General features: G+C 34.4%; 14 protein-coding genes. 2 read left to right on the top strand and 12 right to left on the bottom strand.

The window, feature by feature from the left end:
• The 12 genes from SJY17_RS05920 to SJY17_RS05865 all read right to left on the bottom strand — a co-directional run bounded on the left by SJY17_RS05920 (position 1) and on the right by SJY17_RS05865 (position 16981).
• Positions 1-1608, bottom strand: coding sequence for a hypothetical protein (locus tag SJY17_RS05920; RefSeq protein ID WP_397364571.1), 1608 nt, complete (start codon positions 1606-1608; stop codon positions 1-3).
• The gene (locus SJY17_RS05915) at positions 1554-2012 is read right to left on the bottom strand and encodes a hypothetical protein (RefSeq protein WP_397364570.1); all 459 of its coding nucleotides are present in this window, start codon (positions 2010-2012) and stop codon (positions 1554-1556) included. Before SJY17_RS05915 ends, SJY17_RS05920 begins: the two co-directional genes overlap by 55 nt.
• A gap of 46 nt (positions 2013-2058) precedes the next feature.
• Positions 2059-4836 (bottom strand): family 78 glycoside hydrolase catalytic domain, encoded by a 2778-nt coding sequence (locus SJY17_RS05910; protein WP_397364569.1) that lies wholly within the window; start codon positions 4834-4836, stop codon positions 2059-2061.
• 123 nt (positions 4837-4959) lie between these two features.
• The gene (locus SJY17_RS05905; RefSeq protein WP_397364568.1) at positions 4960-7413 is read right to left on the bottom strand and encodes a BNR-4 repeat-containing protein; all 2454 of its coding nucleotides are present in this window, start codon (positions 7411-7413) and stop codon (positions 4960-4962) included.
• An 88-nt stretch (positions 7414-7501) separates the two neighbouring features.
• Positions 7502-7816: an L-rhamnose mutarotase gene (rhaM, locus tag SJY17_RS05900; protein WP_397364567.1), complete on the bottom strand. Its 315-nt coding sequence runs from the start codon at positions 7814-7816 to the stop codon at positions 7502-7504.
• 105 nt (positions 7817-7921) lie between these two features.
• Positions 7922-8812: a T9SS type A sorting domain-containing protein gene (locus tag SJY17_RS05895; RefSeq protein ID WP_397364566.1), complete on the bottom strand. Its 891-nt coding sequence runs from the start codon at positions 8810-8812 to the stop codon at positions 7922-7924.
• A gap of 180 nt (positions 8813-8992) precedes the next feature.
• A complete protein-coding gene (locus SJY17_RS05890; RefSeq protein WP_397364565.1) occupies positions 8993-9289 on the bottom strand; it encodes a hypothetical protein in 297 nt (98 codons plus the stop codon).
• Positions 9270-10640 carry a hypothetical protein gene (locus SJY17_RS05885; RefSeq protein ID WP_397364564.1) on the bottom strand — a complete coding sequence of 457 codons (1371 nt, stop codon included), beginning with the start codon at positions 10638-10640 and terminating at the stop codon, positions 9270-9272. The genes SJY17_RS05890 and SJY17_RS05885 overlap by 20 nt, the downstream gene beginning before the upstream one ends.
• A 111-nt stretch (positions 10641-10751) precedes the next feature.
• Complete coding sequence (locus SJY17_RS05880) at positions 10752-12338, bottom strand: sulfatase (protein WP_397364563.1); 1587 nt, start codon at positions 12336-12338, stop codon at positions 10752-10754.
• Positions 12339-12355: 17 nt separating this feature from the next.
• Positions 12356-13363, bottom strand: a complete 1008-nt coding sequence (locus tag SJY17_RS05875; RefSeq protein WP_397364561.1) for a T9SS type A sorting domain-containing protein — start codon at positions 13361-13363, stop codon at positions 12356-12358.
• Positions 13364-13396: 33 nt separating this feature from the next.
• Entirely contained in the window at positions 13397-15571 is a 2175-nt protein-coding gene (locus tag SJY17_RS05870) for a beta-xylosidase (protein ID WP_397364560.1), read from the bottom strand.
• A gap of 18 nt (positions 15572-15589) precedes the next feature.
• On the bottom strand, positions 15590-16981 hold the full coding sequence (locus SJY17_RS05865; RefSeq protein ID WP_397364558.1) for a cellulase family glycosylhydrolase: 1392 nt from the start codon (positions 16979-16981) through the stop codon (positions 15590-15592).
• Between the two features lie 286 nt (positions 16982-17267).
• Between SJY17_RS05865 and SJY17_RS05860 the strand changes: the two genes are divergently transcribed.
• Both SJY17_RS05860 and SJY17_RS05855 read left to right on the top strand, forming a co-directional pair.
• Positions 17268-18221 carry a hypothetical protein gene (locus tag SJY17_RS05860; protein ID WP_397364557.1) on the top strand — a complete coding sequence of 318 codons (954 nt, stop codon included), beginning with the start codon at positions 17268-17270 and terminating at the stop codon, positions 18219-18221.
• A 107-nt stretch (positions 18222-18328) separates the two neighbouring features.
• Positions 18329-19246: a sugar phosphate isomerase/epimerase family protein gene (locus SJY17_RS05855; RefSeq protein WP_397364556.1), complete on the top strand. Its 918-nt coding sequence runs from the start codon at positions 18329-18331 to the stop codon at positions 19244-19246.
• The last annotated feature ends 45 nt before the right edge of the window (positions 19247-19291 follow it).

The raw sequence follows: 19291 nt of genomic DNA, 5'->3' as shown, positions 1-19291 counted from the left end.
TTATTTTTTATTTATATAGTTCAGTAATAGGTTTTTAACATCTCCAACAGTACCTTGTTCTAATCCATCGTTAACATTGGCTCCTGTAATCCAATACAAGATCATGCCTGCATCAGAACAATCCCATTTACCTTTTTGAAACTTGACCACATCATCAACCTCAGCGATTTTTCCTTGCAACCATACCCATTGAATTCTTGGATCGGAATGGTTCTTTGCCCAATCCCATTGACTTAAATTTACTTTCAGTTTTATGTTCTGGTCTGGAATACGGACTTCTTCCACTCCGAAATCCAATATCTGTTGCCATGTATAAAAGTCACCTGCATCATCGTTAGCAGGATGGTGTGTAATTACTTTAACAAATTTATGCTTCCTTTTTTTGCTAGCCTCGAGCGCAAAACCAATAATATCAGGTTCACCTGCTTCTATAATCCACAGTGGGTCTTGAGCAGAAGATTCGTTAATAGCTTTGGCTAAATCTTTAACGGTTTCGTCTTGCTGCCATTTAGCGTCTAAAAAGGTGAGTTGATCAAAACCTCCCCAACGTCTTGCAGTGACATCGCAGGCACTTTGCATTAATGCATGGCGTTCTTTTTCTGCTTGCTCTGAAATTCTTTTTACGCGGACCAAATCACAACTATGCGAATAATGTACCAGTCTATTCTCGAGTCCAGCTGCTCTTAACAAGGCGATAGACAGTGCTGTTCCGCCAAGATCATCTGGATCAGGAGAGTTACCATCTGCAACCACTGCAATACGACCTAAAGGTGGTCTAATATTTGGTGCTTTACTTTTAGAAACACGTAATTGTGAAGCAAATGGTGTGGCTTCAACCGATTTACCTTTACCAATTGGTGTAAAAACGATACCAGACCAACGACCTCGTGCCCATTCTTTTCCATCTGCACTTCCAATTTTAGCAGTTACTGTAATTTGATCGCCTCGTCTTAGCTTTACATTTTCCCATAAGGCATTACCATTTTCTCCTTCTTCAAACACATCCTTTGATATTGGTGGTGAATAGGTGCCTAAGAGTTTATTGTTTATTAGTATTTTAAAGTCTGATTGCCCATCGTTTTCACCTACAGCTACAAATACCAAATCATAAGTTCCACTTTTAAACGTAAAGGGTGTTGTGGATTGAGCTTCTTTATGCTTATTTGGATTGATACCTAGCCATTTTCCACCAGCATGTTTATAAAAGCCTGTGTCTTTGATTGGAAAATCATCAATGGGTAAGGTTTTATTTGCAATATTTGAAGCTCCAACTTGTTTAAAATAAGATCGTAAAGGCCATAGAGTTGTAACTTTTGGACCTTCATCTTTTGGAAGATAAGTGCTGTCTTTTGTTAGAATAAACTTATCAAACTCAAAACCATCTTCGCGCATACTAAACTGTATATCATGTATGCCAGCTTTTTCTATATCTAAATAAATCTGTTTCGGTACACCACAATGCGCTTCTTTTGTGCGTTGTTTACTTGCCCAAGTCCATTGCTTTTTGCCTTCGCACCACTGCATACGTTGACCATGTTCTGGCCATTCGTCATTTAACCCAACATGTATACCATTATCTTCGCTTCCTGTACTATAAGCTCGGCACAAACATAATAACGACCTGGATTATTAAATCTAACCTTATAATGCAAAACACCCATTTTACCAGGTGCAGTGGAGAAATTCTCTCCTTGAACCAGCTTATCTGAATGCGTAACTCTCGTATCTGGTAATATTTCGAGATAAGTACTATTACTTGCGTCTTTATGATGTGGTGCGTCTTCGTCTCTCCCGACTTTGGTTATTGCTTCTTTTGCCGTGATATACCATTGTCTGATATCTGAATGACTCTGTTTGTTGAAATACTCAGCTTCCACTGTAACCATGCCATCATTTTCTAAAAAGATGACTTTGTCGTCAACAATTGGGTTATTCAATTTTAAGGACTGCCCATTAATAAGACTAGGTATTACTACCATCACAAATAAGAATAGGGACGTTATTTTTTTCATTTTTTAATGTGTTCTATTTCTGCTTAGACAAAAAGATTAGCATTCTTTATTTTAGTTTAGACTGAAAACTATAAGTCCCTGGTTGCACTAATAATTTGAACGATTGTTCATTTTTATCAACCAATTTTACATCATCATTATCTATAAAATCAAATCCATTTAGCATCAACTCATTTTGAGTATTCGCTGGAATAATGACTTGTGCTGTCGTATTTGGTGGAATGACTATTTCTAACTGAAACTCCTTATTCGTAATCTCCCAAGATGAGGACACTTTTCCGTATGGTGTATTTAAACTTGCTGAAGCTGATGTTAAAGGTTGTTTAGGTACAGGAGCAATTCTAATAGTTTTATAACCAGCTTCTAGAGGTGCAATTCCTGCAATACGCTCGTACATCCATTCTCCAATAGCACCATAGGCATAATGATTTAAACTGTTCATTTTTTCCGGGTTGAAACCTTCTGCTTTGCTGTAGCTATTCCAACGTTCCCAAATGGTGGTTGCACCTTGATTTATGGAATAGAACCAAGATGGATAGGTTTCGTTAAATAACAATTGATACATTAAATCTATCTCACCTGTTTCGTCTAATACTTGAGATAATAGTGGTGTTCCTAAAAAACCTGTTCTTAAATGATTCTCGGCTTCCGCTATTTTTTCTAATAAATATTTTTTAGCAGTTGCTTTTTTGTCTTCAGACAGTAAATCGAAAGCTAAGGCTAATAAATATGAGGTTTGCGTTTCTTTAACGTCTTTTATCTTTCCTGTTTTATCAAAAAATTGAGTTTCAAAAGCATTAGCTACAGATTTAAATAATAACTCATACTTAGCTTGTTCTTCTTTCTTTCCGAGCACTTCTGCTGTTTGTGCTGTTAATTTAGCAGAGTGTGCAAAAAATGCGGTTCCAATTAAACTATGCGCTGTATCTCCTCTATTATCGCCATTTTTAGGAAGTGGTTGTAGCCAATCAGCAAAAAATCCCATTGAGGAAATTAAATCTTTTGATGTTGCTTTATGATGCGCTACCCAACCTTTCATTGTCTCAAAGTTTTCTTCAAGAATTTTTTTGTCGCCAGTTCTATAATATATATCCCAAGGAATTATGGCACACGCATCTCCCCAACCAGCACTTACTTTTTTATTGTTAAGCACATCTGGGACTACCCAAGGAATTCCTCCATTTTCATATTGCGATTCTCTAACACTTTGTAACCAACTAGCCCAAAACTTATATACATATGCGTTAAATAAAGACGTTGGTCCAAAAACCTGCGCATCACCTGTCCATCCCATTCGCTCATCACGTTGAGGACAATCTGTTGGTATGTCGAAAAAGTTACCTCGTAAACCCCAAACTATATTGCTTTGTAACTGATTTAATTTTTCATGAGACGATGTAAAAGTTCCATTTTCTTTAAAATCTGAATATTGTACAACACCAGTAACCCAATCTTTTGATGGCTCTACAGAAGTGTCAAAACCACTTAATTCTACATAACGAAACCCATGAAATGTAAACTTTGGAGTCCATTCTACTACACCATCTTTTGAAGCTGTATAATAATTGGTAGACTGAGCAGTTCTATAATTTTTAGTGTAAAATGAACCGTCTGCTGATAGCATTTCTGCAAATCTCATTTTTAAAGTTTGTCCTTTTCTCATTGGGACTTTTATTAAAGGCACACCTACCATATTTTGTTTTAAATCGAAAATAAAAGCATCGTCCTTTTTAATAATCTCTTTAGTTGCTAATTCAATTTTATTTTTAACTGTAGTATGACGTTTTGGCTCTAAACGTATGTTTTTATCTACATCAAACTCATTAACGTTTGCCCAAGTGTTGTCATTATAAGTTTTGGTTGTCCAACCATTCATTTCTAAATTGGCATCATAGGTTTCGCCATCATAAATTTCTGAAAGTCTAATTGGTCCATTTGAAGTTCCTTTCCAACTATTATCTGAATTGATTATTTTTTTTGAGCCATCTTTCATCTGCAATTCTAACTGGCAAATCACTTTAGGAGTTTCTGTATCGCTCCAATATGATTTCATCCAACCCAAACGACCAGAATGCCATCCTGAAGCAACTTCAACACCAATGGTGTTTTGTCCAGATTCTATGAACTCAGTAACATCGTAGGTAATGGTTTCAATACGTTTTTTATAAGGTGTAAATCCTGGTGGCATAACATCATCACTTACATCTTTTCCATTTATAGCAACATCAAAAACACCTTTTGCTGTTATGTTTAATCTTGCTGATGCTACGTCTTTTGATAACTCAAAATCTTTTCTTAAATATTGTGGTCTGTGAATTATGTTATCTTGACTACCAATTACCTTTTCTTTTTTGGTGTCTAATCCAATCCATTTTGCTTGCCAGTCTTTATTTGTTAATAAGCCTAACTCAAAATTATTAATATCACTCCATTCTGATGCTTCTTTGTCTTGATTCCAATATTTTACTTGCCAATATACTTTTTGGCGAGATTGTAGCGCCTTACCATCATATTTTACCCAAACTGACTGGTCAGTGTCTTGTTTTTTAGAATCCCATAAATCGGCATTATTAGGCAATAAATATTTACTAGTGGCTGCCACAATTTGATATGCAGACTGACTTTTGTTATTCTCGGAAGCTGGCAATTTCCATGACAATGTTGGCGTTGCATCATAAAATCCTAAAGGATTTTTAAAGCCTTCAGAAATGGTTAAATCTATTGCTTTGTCTAATGAACTTTGCTCTTTGCAAGCAGTAACATTTAAAAATATGAATGTGCTTAAAGTGTATAATAAGTATTTGAATTTTAAATATTTAAACATATTTTAAAGTCTCGTTTGAAAATTTACAGGATGTTCTAAAATTTAATATTTCCAAAAAAAAACTATCCTGTACTGTCTTTATTTTTTAAATTATAAAAGTCTACTAAAAATGCTTTTTATTATTTATCTAATAATAAGTTTTGAGTAAAAAGTCCTTTGATTGTCATCAATCACTTTTACTAGATATAATCCTGATTTAAATTGACCATTATTCTTAATATCAATTCTATTAGAAGTCATCGTGTCTTCATAAACTACTTTTCCAAGCATGTTATAAATCTTAATATTGGCATTGGTTGCTGTATTGAGTAGAATTGTAAACTCATTCTTCGCTGGATTTGGAAAAATCTTTGCCATAAAAGAATTGTCTTCAACCTCTGGTGTACTTAATGTTGTAGACTCCACTATCCATTTAGATCTGTCATCTGTGCTCCCAATATGTTCAATAATACCGTTTGCGTTGTGATATATATAATTTGAACCGTTTCGAGTTTCAAATTGATATGTACCATCACTACTATTATAAATTACTGTAAATTGTTTATCGGAATCTTCTCTAGGTGCTGCAAAACCAGTATTAATAATATCATTTGCTGGATTACCAGCTGATCTCAAAATACCTCGATCTGGTCTTTTACTCTCGATATTATAATAATTTCCTGCTTGAACAAATTCCCATTCTTTATCTCCTTGACTAACATTAACATCAGTATCACTTTCAACCACATCTGCTCCAACAGAATGTAAATATTTTCCGGTTACAAAATTTTTAATTCGATAAATATCTCCAGTTAAATCTGTAGGATCATAAGCTTGAATAGTAACAGTAATTACTGTAGAAGAAACGGTTTCATTAAGTGCATTGTAGGCTATAGCTTGGATTGTTTGACTTCCTACTATAATAGGTGTCCAATTAATAGAATATGGCTGAGTAATATCTTCATCATAATATACTCCATTTACCATAAAATCTACTTTAGAAACACTTCCATTTTCATCCAAAGCATTAGCCGAAACTTGAATAGTTTGACCTAAATCATAAGTATCGCCTTCAAAGGGTGAGGCTAAGGATACCCAAAATGGATCTTGTATAATGTCCAAATCAATGACTTGAAGGTATAATGGTTGTGCACTACCAGATGCATTTTCCATCATATAATAGTACAATTTACCGTCTGCTATATGTACTTGACCATGATCAAACGTTTTACCAGTTGTAGCCTGATATACTGTGATAAAATTATTGGTACCACCTTGCGTTTTTTGAATTTTAACTCTACCGTTACTTAATCCAATAATAAATACATCATCACCAGCAGTATAAATAGCATCTGCACCTGCAAAATTTTCAGACGTTATAAAATCACTTGCACCTGCTGGCTTATAGGTATGTAAATTTTTGGTAACGTTGAATTCATTATCCTTTACGCGGCTAATAATATGCACATCTCCATTATCAGTAACTGTCCAGTCAAAACCTTGTACGATGTAAACTTGATCTACTTGGGTTGTCTGTACATAATCTCCAGGCTCTATAATTTTTATAAAATCAGCATCGTAAAGCGGTAAGCTAAAACTTTGACCATCATGGCTTTTCCAATTAGATGCACCTGTTTGATCATCAGAATAGGCATAATATACACCGTTTTGTAATTGATACTTATCCGTACTATTTGCAGATCGTCTTTGAAAACCGATACGCATTTTACCATTGACATACTTCATACTGCCGTATAGTCCCCAATTATAAGTAATACCTGTTTGACTTTGCGCTCCTAACGCATTAAAATCTGTGAAATTAGACCAAGTTGATGTGTTGGCATCATATTTAGAAAACTTATACATACCATTGGTATGCCCACCTTCTCTCATATTCATTAATAGATCTCCTGCATCGTTTAAAAAAAACTTTGGATACGTTAATCCATCAAATTCGCTTTGTGGAGCACTTCCATTTAACTTTAAATGTTTATATCCGCCTGTTCCGTTTTGAACAAATTTATCTAAAGTAAATTCTACATCAGAAACTGAGGCTGCATTTGCAATAGAATATGAATATCTAAAATAATCATTGGCTAAACTTCCGTCAGAAGGTTTAGTTGCACTATAGGCATGCATATCGTATAGTAAATGAATGGTACCATTTATTGGGCTTACTCCAACTGCAATAGTATTATGAGATTCGCCAAGCCACCATTTATTCTGAAAACCTGTGTGCATGTGCGGAAACTCTATGGTAGCCATAGTACCAGTTACTGTATTATACCTGGTCAGCATCACATGTCTATCTGTTTTCCCTCCACGATACCAAGTCATAAAAACATAGTCTCCGTAGGTCTTTATACAATCACCATGTGCGGATATTTTGTTCCCAAAAACATAATCATAAGAGGTTGTACTACCATTATCTAAAGATGTATTAGGAACTTTACTGCCATTAAAATGTAAACCAAAATCAGTTATTTTTACTTCACTTTCTAGAACTACTTGTGCAAAGTTTATTTGAACTAAACATAGCGAAAAAAGGATGCAAAAGTTTTTTACTAATAATCTTATACTAAAGGTAATTTTATTCATACTTTTTTCTTTTTTACAACACAATAAAAATAAGTTAAAAATCAATTTATAGTGTCCTGCTCTTTACTGTAAAATCGTTAAATAGCAACTATTCCATATAGAACAGTTCTTCTAAAGGAACAGAAATTGGTGAATTATCAGTATTCACCTCCATAATATCTGCCATAAAATCCCACCATTTTTTTACGATGTCGTTACTAGCTAAATCTTGCGACCCACTTTGTCCAGATACTTTTTGAAAAGCAAACAAAGTACTTGTTTCTTCATCTAAAAAAATAGAATACTCACTAACACCATTAGCTTTTAAAAGTGCTTTGAGTTCTGGCCATAATTCATCATGACGCTTTTTATAGATCTCTTTATGTCCTTTCCTTAATTTCATTTTAAAGGCAAGTCTTTGCATTGTAACTACTTTTTAATAATTATTCTTAAAACAAATCATCCCATCTTTTATATTACAAAAGATGGGATGATCTTAAAAAAACATTTTATATCAAATATATAATGCTTATTCTTTTACTATTTTTTTGGTAAAGCTCTCACCATTTTCTCCTTCTAGCTTTAAAATGTATATCCCACTAGTAAGTGCGCTAACATCTAATTTAGTTGAAGATGTATTGTCTCCAACATTACTACTTGTAATTACTTCTTTACCAAGTAAGTCATAAACAGAAATTTGCTTAATACTTTGATTTAAACCTTCTATTGATAACTCATCTTTAACTGGGTTTGAAATAAAAAGAGAACTTGTATCAAACTCTTCAGTGCTTAATGCTAATGGTTCAACATAAATCCAACGCATCTCTTGAATTGTACCTCCACTTTGAAACAGAACTTGGTCACCTGCTGCAGATGGCACAGTACTATATCTTAAGTTTCCTTGTCCTGGTGGTTTAGCGAATAATGCATTGTTACCAGGTCCACTCCATCCAGACTCTCTTCTTCTTTGGAATTGGTCATAACCGTAGTTTGCATCAGCAGCGTCAGCAATTGGATCACCAGGTCTAACATTAATTCTAACTTCAGGATCTGCACCACTTCCATCATAAGTAGTTTGATCTACAATCATAGTCCAAGATCCAGCATTAAGAGATGATAAATCTGCAGTAATTTGTATATAACCTGAACCACTTGGCGTTACATGATCTTGTAAAGCCCAATTTTGTGTCGCTTCAAGAGCTCCTGTTGCTTCTGCAGCCCACTCTAACTCACCCGAACTACCATTAATAGTCAAATAAAGTTCCGGTGTCAAACCGCATGTTGCAAGTTTATACACAGCATCGCCTTGACCTCCATCTTCTTCTGTAAGAAATACTTCAGGACATGTCTGAGCCTGTAGTTGAAGGGCAAACATAGCAAATAATAAAAATGTACTAATTTTTAAAGTAATTTTTTTCATAATTTATAAATTTTGATTAATTAGTTAGTAACAAAAATACCAACCTGTTTGAGCAATAAATTTATATATATAAAATTAATAAAGTATCCTGCACTAACCTGCACCAATCTTAAATTAGTTATTATTTATTAGATGATTATATTTAAGTTTTAACTGTATACTGTAAAATAAGTACAATTTTTATTGCGGTATTAATTCAATTAACTTAACACTATGAGGCTCTAAATTAACTTCTAAAGTTAACTTTTCGTCGTTTTTTTGAACAATAGAATCTGAAATGGTTTTAGGCAATTCTGCCAAATTCTCATATTGCGACAAGTTAGCATTTAATACTGTTTGCCATCCATTTTCAAATCTATCAGAAGGTCTATTACCATAGATACGACCATTGAGGTCTTCTGCTACACCAGCTGCTCGAACATCGTCATAGAGTTGATGCATAAAAATACCATGGGTTTTATCTATGGTTCGATTCATTCATTTTCCAACTGTTTGTGCCAGAAACCTGACCGCCTTCAATTATAGGGTAAACAACTCTACTATTAGTGCTGTTTCTTGTGGTGTTATGATTATACACCAATACATAAATATTATCATTTTTAACAACTGGTATAACCCCTACATGACCGCTAAGATTATGAATAGCTTCTACTCTGTTTCCATCTTCCATCTTTAGAAACATTTCGGTTACATTGCGTCTACCTTGAGGTAAATTACTCCCCTCAACTTCTTGTCCCCAATCGTAGATTTCGTTAATTCTGTACTGGTAAGCTAAATCTGCAATTCTTGCATACCAGCTTGCACCAAACTCTGTAGCATCTGCTAAACTTGAGCCTCTAACCGCATTTTCATCTCGTAAAATACCAAACTCATGTATATCCAAAGGTATATTACTAAACTGCGGATAGCTATTTAATTTTGCTCTGTATTCTAGTATATCATTTTCTAATTTCACTGTATTTTGGTCAATCTTTTCGTAATATGAAATAGGAAAAAAATCCATCTGTGTACCAATTTCTCCAGTCGCATAGTTTGTGCCTGTTGCACAGTGGTCGATGATTTCAGTAGTATATGTTGACACACTTTCGGTTAGATTGTTTCCTGAACCTATAATGGCATCTGGTATAACTTGCAGGATTGCATCTACCGTAATATCGTAGTGTTTAAAATACTCTTCTGGAGTACCATTCCAATGTTGTGGCGAATAATTTGGCTCAGTAGCAACTCTAAAACGCCAAGTTTTTACTTCATTCATACCAAACTCATCAATCAATGTTTGCAAAAAGTCATTAATATATTGTCTCCAAATATCGTAATCGTCTGGAGGATTAGTATTCCCATAGGTATTAACTTCTTGAACCGCATTCATTGCCCATGGAACATTATCTAAGACAATCCTTGGTTTAAAGTCTGTAAGCATAAAGTTGTTCATACTCGTTATTAACCCACTAAAATCGGTTATGATATTTCCAGAAGCATCTACTCCTTGATAAAAGGTGTTTAAATTATCAGTTCTACCTCCAAGCACTCTTACCAAATTATAACTTTTAACGTAGGGACTAATATTGTCTAAACTATTGGTGAAATTGGTATTGTTAAATCGTGTTTGGTTAACCATTGGACGTGTTGACCAAAAGTTATACATTGGCCCTACAACAGCACTCGTATTAATGGTTATAATATAATCGGGATCTACTTCTATAGGGTCCTGAGTTTCAGTTTCAGGGAATTCAAACACCAATTCATCATCTGAACATGCGTAAAAAACGGCGCACATTAGAATAATGGCTAAAAAGAGATGTGTTCTTTTTTGAATTGTAAGTTTCATAGCATTTGTATTTTCAATATTACATTACGAATGTACTTTTTAAAGGAAAAAAAACAATTCTGCACTATCATGACAGTACAGGATTAAAACTAACTTTAAAATTATTATCTATTAATTAATAGTAACCTTGGTTTTCCACCAATTTTCGTTAGGTTGAAAATCTTTGGAAAGCATATCCATTCTATTCTTTTCTAATGAGTACCACTTCCTGTTTATGGTATTTAGTTTCCTTCTTTCGGCTTTTGCCTTATCGTATTCAGTGTCTTTAGTTGGGAATTTTGCATTGACTTCTTTTAACCACAACATTAAATTTCCACTAAGATTTGTGGCTATTTCTGAATGTTGAGTAATTACATTTAACGTGTCATGTTCTGTTGATGGCAATTTATAAAGTTCTTCATGTCCATCTTCCCAATAGTGAATCAACTTCCAGCCATTTTGTTGAATTACAGACGTAGGTTCCCCACCTTGATTACCGTAATGTGGATAATGCCAATACAATGGTCTATTTATATTGATATCTTTACCTTCTAGTAAGGGTGTCAAACTTATGCCATCCAAATGCTGTTCTTCTTTAAGGTGTAAATCTGATAAATCTAAAAGCGTTGGATAAAAATCGGTTGCAATAACTGGATAATCTGTTTTAGAACCAGCATTGTTCAACCGAGGTACCTTAATAAAAAATGGTGCTTTTATACCACCTTCCCATTGATACCCTTTTCCACCTCTTAGAGGCAAATTACTGGTCGCATAATGATCTCCAGAAGCCACTCCACCATTGTCTGATGTAAAAACCACAATAGTATTATCTGCTACTCCATTGGCTTCAAGTGCTTTTAAAACAATACCTACTGCATCATCCATGGTTTCTACCAAACCTCCATAAATAGGATTGTCCTGGACTTGACGAATAGGTAATACACGTTCCATCACATATCCTTTTTCTGCAATTCCCATACTATCAGCCTTATTTCTGTATTTACGCCATTTACCTTCTGTTGTTTGGATAGGTGCGTGCACTGCGTAAAACGACAAAAATGCAAAAAATGTTGAATCTTTATGTTTACTAATAAAATCTACTGTCTCCTCTGCCAATCTCTTTGTTAAGTTTTCTCCTTTTTCCTTGTTTGGCAATTTAGGATTATTCCAAGGTGAAAAAAAACCACCTCTAGGCGAACCTGCTTCTATGCCTCCAATATTAATATCAAATCCATGGTCTTCTGGGTAAGAGCCTACTCCACCTAAATGCCACTTCCCTGCAAAAAAGGTTTTATAACCATTTTCTTTTAGAGCCTCTGCAATCGTCACATCTTTCTTTGGTAAAGCGCGAACATAATCGGCAGGTAATAGTTTATCATGTCTATTTCTGGTTCTCCAACCCTCACCTGTTTTTGCGCCAATCCAATCAGTTATGCCATGACGTGCGGTAAATTTACCTGTCAAGATACTAGCCCGAGATGGACTGCATACACGACTAGCTGCATAGCCATTAGTAAACATCATAGATTGGTTTGCTAATTGGTCTATGTATGGTGTTTCATAAAATGTACTGCCAGTAATTCCTAAATCATGGTAACCTAGATCATCAACTAGAATGAAAAGAATATTGGGGTTAACATAATTAGTTACTTCCTTTTTTTTACAATTAAAAAAAAGAATTACACTTATTAATAGTAAACTTCTAAAAACCTTAATCAACTTACAATTTAGTGAGTTTATATTTTAACGATTTTTTTTACGAAATAATTATTTTTATCAGAATTGGATATAAAATAAATACCACTTTCTAAATCACTAATATCAATGATTTCTGATGATTTTGTTGTGTTTACTTCCTTAAGGATAGCTCCAGAAATATTAAAAATAGTTAAACTAGAATTGATAGGTAGGTTACTAATTTCTATTTTCCCCATTGTTGGGTTTGGGTAAATTTTTGTTTCTCGTTTGTTTAGATCATTTACAGATAGCACACTATAACAGGAAGATTCTGAATTATTTAAATTATGCGCTGTACTATTAGAAATATCCGTTCTTCTCAATACCATTTTATCCATAAAAAAGAAACTAGACCTGGCATCTACAATTACGGAATAGTTACCTGGAGCATTAAAAGTTGCCCATATAAACCTAAAAGAATTACCATCGTTTGTATTAGTAACGAAACCCCAACGCTCATCGACTGGGAGGTTTACTGGGTGTTTATTCATAAAGGCTTTAAAATACCCATTAGTACTAGAACCTACTGGACAATCTCTATTAGGATTGCTAATACAACTAGGATTTGGCTCTAACTGAGGAGTAGCGGTTGAATTGTTTACATTGGTAGCATAAAAGTCATCTGCTACTATACGAAGCCACGCATCATTGTGTTCTCCTGCTGAAGTACCTGTACCAATTCGTCCACGCCATGTTAGTCTGTAAGTACCAGGATTATTAATTTTTATGTTGTAAGTTATTGGAGCTCCAGTTAAGGAATTGAAAGACTGTGCTCCATCCCAATATATATAATTTATAGTCGATCCAGGTAAATTAGGATCAGCTTCACTGCCAGTTTGCCAATTTGACCCAGAAGATAAGACACCAGATTCCATCTCTATTGTTAATAGGCCATTCTGTTCTTCAAAAGGTAGAATTCCATCACAAGTTGCTGTTTGTGCGAACGTTTGATTAAATACTAATGTAAGTATAAACAGAAGCGCAATCTTTATTGTATTTTTTTTCATGACTATAGAATATTACAAAGAATTGTGTTTAATTTATTTAACTTTAAGTGTTACTTTTTGTAAGTCTTTTTCTGCTGAAGATGCCCCTACTGAGATTGTAAATGTACCAGGCTCAACAACCTTTTTCATATCTTGATTCAATATATTAAGCTCATCAAAACCTAATTTAAAACTCACTGTTTTTGTTTCACCAGGTTTCAGAGTAACACGTTCAAAACCTTTTAACATTTTTAGGTAACGTCCAACCGAAGCAAAATCATCTCTAACATACATTTGCGCCACTTCATCTCCTTCTCTTTCTCCAGTGTTTGTAATATCAATTGAAACCTTAGTTGCACCATCTGTAGTGATTGATGTACTTTCTAATTTTGGTGTACCATATTTAAAGGTTGTATAACTCAATCCAAAACCAAATGGATATAATGGAGATTTATCAGCATCTTTATAGAGACCTTTACCCGAACCTATAAAATCTGGACGCTCAAGATAGGTTACTGGCACTTGACCTACATGTCGAGGAAACGAAACAGTAAGTTTTCCACCTGGATTGGTATCTCCAAAAATAGCATCTGCAATGGCATCACCAGAACGCATACCTAAATACCAAGTCTCCAATATTGATGGAATGTTCTCTGCAATATAGTTAATTGTTAAAGGACGTCCATTGATTAAAACCACAATAACTGGTTTTCCTGTTTTATGGATAGCTTCAACCAATTCATTTTGAACACCATACAAATCTAAATTTGAACGGTCAACACCTTCACCTCCTGTTCTACGTGAACCACCAACTACAAGCACAACAGCATCCGATTTTTTTGCAGCCGTAATAGCTTCAGAAAAACCTTCTTTTGAATTGCTCAACAAATCACAACCTTTAGCATAGTTTATTTTTACTTTTCCTTCTGTCTTGCTAGTTAATCCTTCTAAAACAGATGTATAATATGGTGGTAATCCTGAGTAACCACCTAGTAAAGAGTAGGTTCCTTTTGCTGGTTGCTCTTCGTGTGCATTTGGCCCAATTACTGCTAATGATTTAATGCTATTGATATCTAACGGCAACAAATTATTTTCATTTTTTAATAAAATCATGGCTTTCTTTGCCATTTCATAAGAAAACTCTTGGTGTTCCTCTTTACTAGCATATACAGTTTCTGTGTCAATCTCTTTTGGTTCTGTATCGAATAAACCTAATTTATATTTTGCTGTTAAAATACGGGAAGTTGCTTTATCAATATACTTTACCAATTCCGGATTCTTGATTATTGTATCCTTTAAAACATTTGAATGATACGATGATAGATCAATACTTTTACCTATAACTAAATCCATATCAACACCAGCTTTTAATCCTAAGATAGCTGATTCTGCTCTAGATTCAGAAATAAAATGCATGGTTTCTAATCGTGCAACATCATTATTATCAGAAATAATAAAACCGTCAAAACCTAATTCATCACGCAAAATATCTTTTAGTAACCAGGTGTTCATATGATTTGGAATTCCGTTATAATCTTGATGACCTGGCATAACAGAACCTACCTTTGCTTCCTTTATAGCTGCCTCAAAAGGTGGTAGATAAACTTCGCGTAAACGACGCTCTGACATATCACTAAAACCACCATTAATACCACGTCTATTTTCTGGATAGCCAATAAAATGTTTAGCGGTAGCCATTACATGATTCTCATCAAATTGCTCATCGCCAGCACCTTGTAAACCCTCGATAAACGCAACACCCATTCTTGATACTAAATAAGGATCTTCTCCATAAGATTCTTCTACTCTACCATACCTTGGATCACCAGAAATTACATCTAAATTAGGTGAATAACAATGTGTAACACCTAAAGCACGTGCCTCTATTGCTGTTTGGGAAGCCATTTTTTTAACGAGATCAGGTTCCCAAGTAGAGCCAGCTGCAATAGCTTGTGGATAAACAGTTGTATTACCATAATAATCGAGTACAAGCCACATACCATGTAATGCTTCTGCATACTTCATATACGGAATACCTAAGCGTTCATTAGCTGGTGCATCTTGGGTCATTTCAGCTATTTTTTCATCTAAGGTCATTTTACTGATAAGAGTCTCTACTTTTTCAGCAATTTCCTTATCTTTCTTATTTGTTATTTGCTGATTACTCGACTCTGATTTACAGCCGAAAAATATGATTACAACACTTATAACTAGCAATAATTTCTTCATTCTTATCTAATTAGTTTGTTAGTCAAAATTTCGTATTCCTGGTACGATTTTAATATTTAAATATTCTTGATTTTTTGGCCATTTTAAAATCACCAACTTTTGAGTATTAGCATCCCAAATATAATTAGAGGGATCAAAATTACTTGGTGATTTATAAGTTTCCAATCCTACGTTTTTTAATGGATTATAATACATAACAATATCAGAATCAATTAAAATTGAAAAACCATCTGGATAATGACGATTAGCACCAATAAATACTTTTGATGCACCTTTACTGTTATCCGATTTAATATTCAATTCCAGTGTTCGGGTTGCATGATTAAATAAAAAGGATTGAATATTTCCTGCTATAGCTTGAGGAAACGGTCTTGATATAACATCGGTAATATATTTACGCTCTACAGTACCAGCATCTGTACTATCACTAAAAATAGACCAAGTTGACGGTTCACCAGGCAGAAAATTTTGCATCGTTCTATTCCCCAAAAACCAAGCTTTTATAGAACCTACTCCCATGCGATCAAAAACTTCAGCAGTTCTAATATAAAGCTCTCGGTATTTTAATTGTCCCAATTTGCCATCAATCAATGTATCTGTTGTTACGAATGTTGGAAAACCCCATTCTCCAATAAGAATTGGTGCGTTTAACATATCTGATTCTTTATCAAACCGATCCATGTTTTGCTTAATAAAGTCAATATCATTTTGGTATATATGTGGTGCAAAAATGATGTTCTTTCTATTGATAGGCGGTTTTATTTCTGCATATTGATTTTTATCTACCTTATCTCCTTTATTCATAAAGATAGATTGAAACAAAATCATTTTATCTGGATTAATTTTTTGACTTTCGTCAATTATTCTTTGATAAAGAGGAATGAGGTATTTATTGGTTAAATCCTCATAAGAGATGTCCATAGTTAACTTCCTAGGCTCGTTAACTATATCGTAACCGAAAACTGAATCATCATTTGAAAATCTATTCCAAATCACTTTCCATGCATCAATATAAGTGTTGTATTCTCCATTTTTATTAAGCCAAAACTCTTCCCATACAAATTTATCGACACCATAAACCGTCATTTTAAAGACCGTTTTAATACCATGATTTCTACCTAGAGTAACTAACGTATCTAATTTTTTAAGATAACCTGGTTCTAGTTGACCTCCTGGAAACTCACTGAGTTTTCCCAGCTCTAAACGGATGACTTGTGTATTGGCACCCATTCTTACCATTCTGACATAGTCATCACTATTAAAAAACACCTCGCCTTTATGATCGTTCGTATTGACTACAAATCCTCTTGGAATAATATGACGTCCTGTATCATCTCTTAATCCATGCTTAATTTGTGCCAAAAAAATAAAAGGCACACATAAAAAAAGTGTAAAAAAGTACAGTTTCATATTTATGTTTAGTAGTTAATACTAAAAAGTTAAATAGTTTCATCAAAAGTTAAAATTTTTAATTAGGTCGAAAAATCACTCCTGCGACCTAATTAAATAAGTGGCTAACTCAAATAAAAAATTATCTTTTTTAAAGATATTTACATATGGCAATACTAGCATCCTGTTCTATCCTGTTGGGATTTTTAATAAAATACATATATTAGATATTCAATCAGTATAGTTCAGGATGGTTCGTTTATTTTATTTATTTATTTTTGATAAAAATAGAATAAATATGAAAAATATGAATTTGAAAATTAAGCTAAGATCGATAGCCTTATTAATTATTTTTGTATCCTTCTCTTCTTGTACAAAAGATGGTCTTGGATTTTCTGAAGAAGGGATTGTTTATGAAATCCCGGATCCTGATACAGATCCAGACCCAGATCCAGATCCAGACCCTGTTGCTATAGCGGCTGATGAAGATATAAGCACGGATTTAGCTTGTCCATCTTCAGGTGAATTCCAAAATAACGATACCAGAGATGTAGATATATCAAACCCTGTTAATGTCGGAACTGCTGACGATAGAAGTTGCTACTCCGATTATTCTGAAAGTACTGTTTATGATAAAACTTGGGGCGTTTATAATATTACTGATGGGTCTAACCATTGGGATGCACCAGGCACCTTGCAGCCAAGGATAGAACGTTCCTTAAGTAGATCCGAAGCCACAGGAGTTGGAAGTTATGCGAGATTTACTGGGACCGTTAGAATTCTAGAAGTAGGAGATGCTGGTTCTTTTGGTCAAGATGGAACATACATCGCACAGGCCAAAGGAAAACACACAGGTGGCGGAGGGCCTCCAGATCCTGCAATCTGTTTATATCGAGCACATCCAGTTTACGGTACAGGTATCAATGCGGACAAGCAAGTAGCGTTCGATATTTATGCTGAACGAATACTAGTGCGTGGTGGTTCTGGTAGTGACAGAGAAGTTGTTTTTCTAAAGCAAGTAAACAAAGATGAAGAAATTGACTTTGAGCTAGAGGTAGGTTTTAGAGAAGACCCTAGTAACCCTGCTTTAAAAATACATTATTGTGACGTCGTAATCGGAGGAGAAGCTTTTAACTGGAATATTCCAGAACCAGATAGAGGTACAGAATCTGGTATTAGATATGGAGCTTATCGCGTTAAAGGCGGTAGAGCACAAATAAGATGGGCAGATACCGAGTATACTAAAGCTGAAATAAATTAACTGTAAATATTATTATTCTAACTAGAATGTCATAAATTTTCTGAGTTAATAGAATTTTTTAGCCGATAACGATCTTAGCTTTTAGACTTAATCAATTATAAAATATCATGAAAGAGAGCAGAAGGGACGCCATACGAAAACTGGCAGTAGTACCTGCACTGCTATCTTTTCCTACATTATTGAGTGCTACTTCTTCTAAAGGAACAACTGAAACTGCATCTTCAAAACGTTTGCAGTACAGCGTTAACGCATACTCCTTCAATGATGAGTTTCGAAGTGGTAAAATGGACCTCTTTGATATGATGGAATTTGCTGCAGATATAGGTCTTAACGCTGTAGATCTGACCGCATATTATTTCTCATCTTATCCTAAACTTCCTAAAAAACCTGAGATTTTTGCTTTAAAAAAACGAGCATTAGAACTTGGTCTTAATATCTCCTGGACTGGTATACGAAACAATTTCGTGACAGCAGACGCAGAAGCTAGAAAGCGAGATTTGAAAATGATTAAAGACTGGCTAGATATTTCTTCTACCATTGGCTCCTCTATTTTACGTATTTTCACAGGGAGAAATCAACCTGTAGGACACACTAAAGAGCAAGTAAAAAAGTGGTTGGTTGATGCGTTTAAAGAATGTGCCCAACATGGTGCAGACGTTGGTGTCATCGCTGCTTTACAAAACCATAATGAGTTCTTATTTACGGCAGATGAAGTTATTGATATAATCGAACGCGTAGATTCTGAATGGTTTGGTCTTATCCTTGATATTTCTGGACTTAGAACTACGAGCGATCCTTATGCCGAAACAGAAAAATTGGCTCCTTACGCCAATTATTGGTTTATAAAAGAACATGTCTATTACAATCAAGTAAAAACACCTACAGATATGAAGAAAATGGCCGCCATGATTAGGCGACACGATTTTCGTGGTTATGTTTCGTTTGAAAGCCTATCCGAGGGTAATCCTAAGACCATTATTAAAGACATGTTAGGGGAATTCAAAAAGGAATACGATAAGAGTTAGCCTTATATTATCCAACTTTATTTTATTTGTTTTTATTACATTCTT

The sequence above is a fragment of the Olleya sp. R77988 genome (genome assembly GCF_044594215.1).
Classification (GTDB): domain Bacteria; phylum Bacteroidota; class Bacteroidia; order Flavobacteriales; family Flavobacteriaceae; genus Olleya.
Note: the sequence above shows the minus strand (reverse complement) of the source record. Positions and strands in the feature narration are given on the sequence as shown.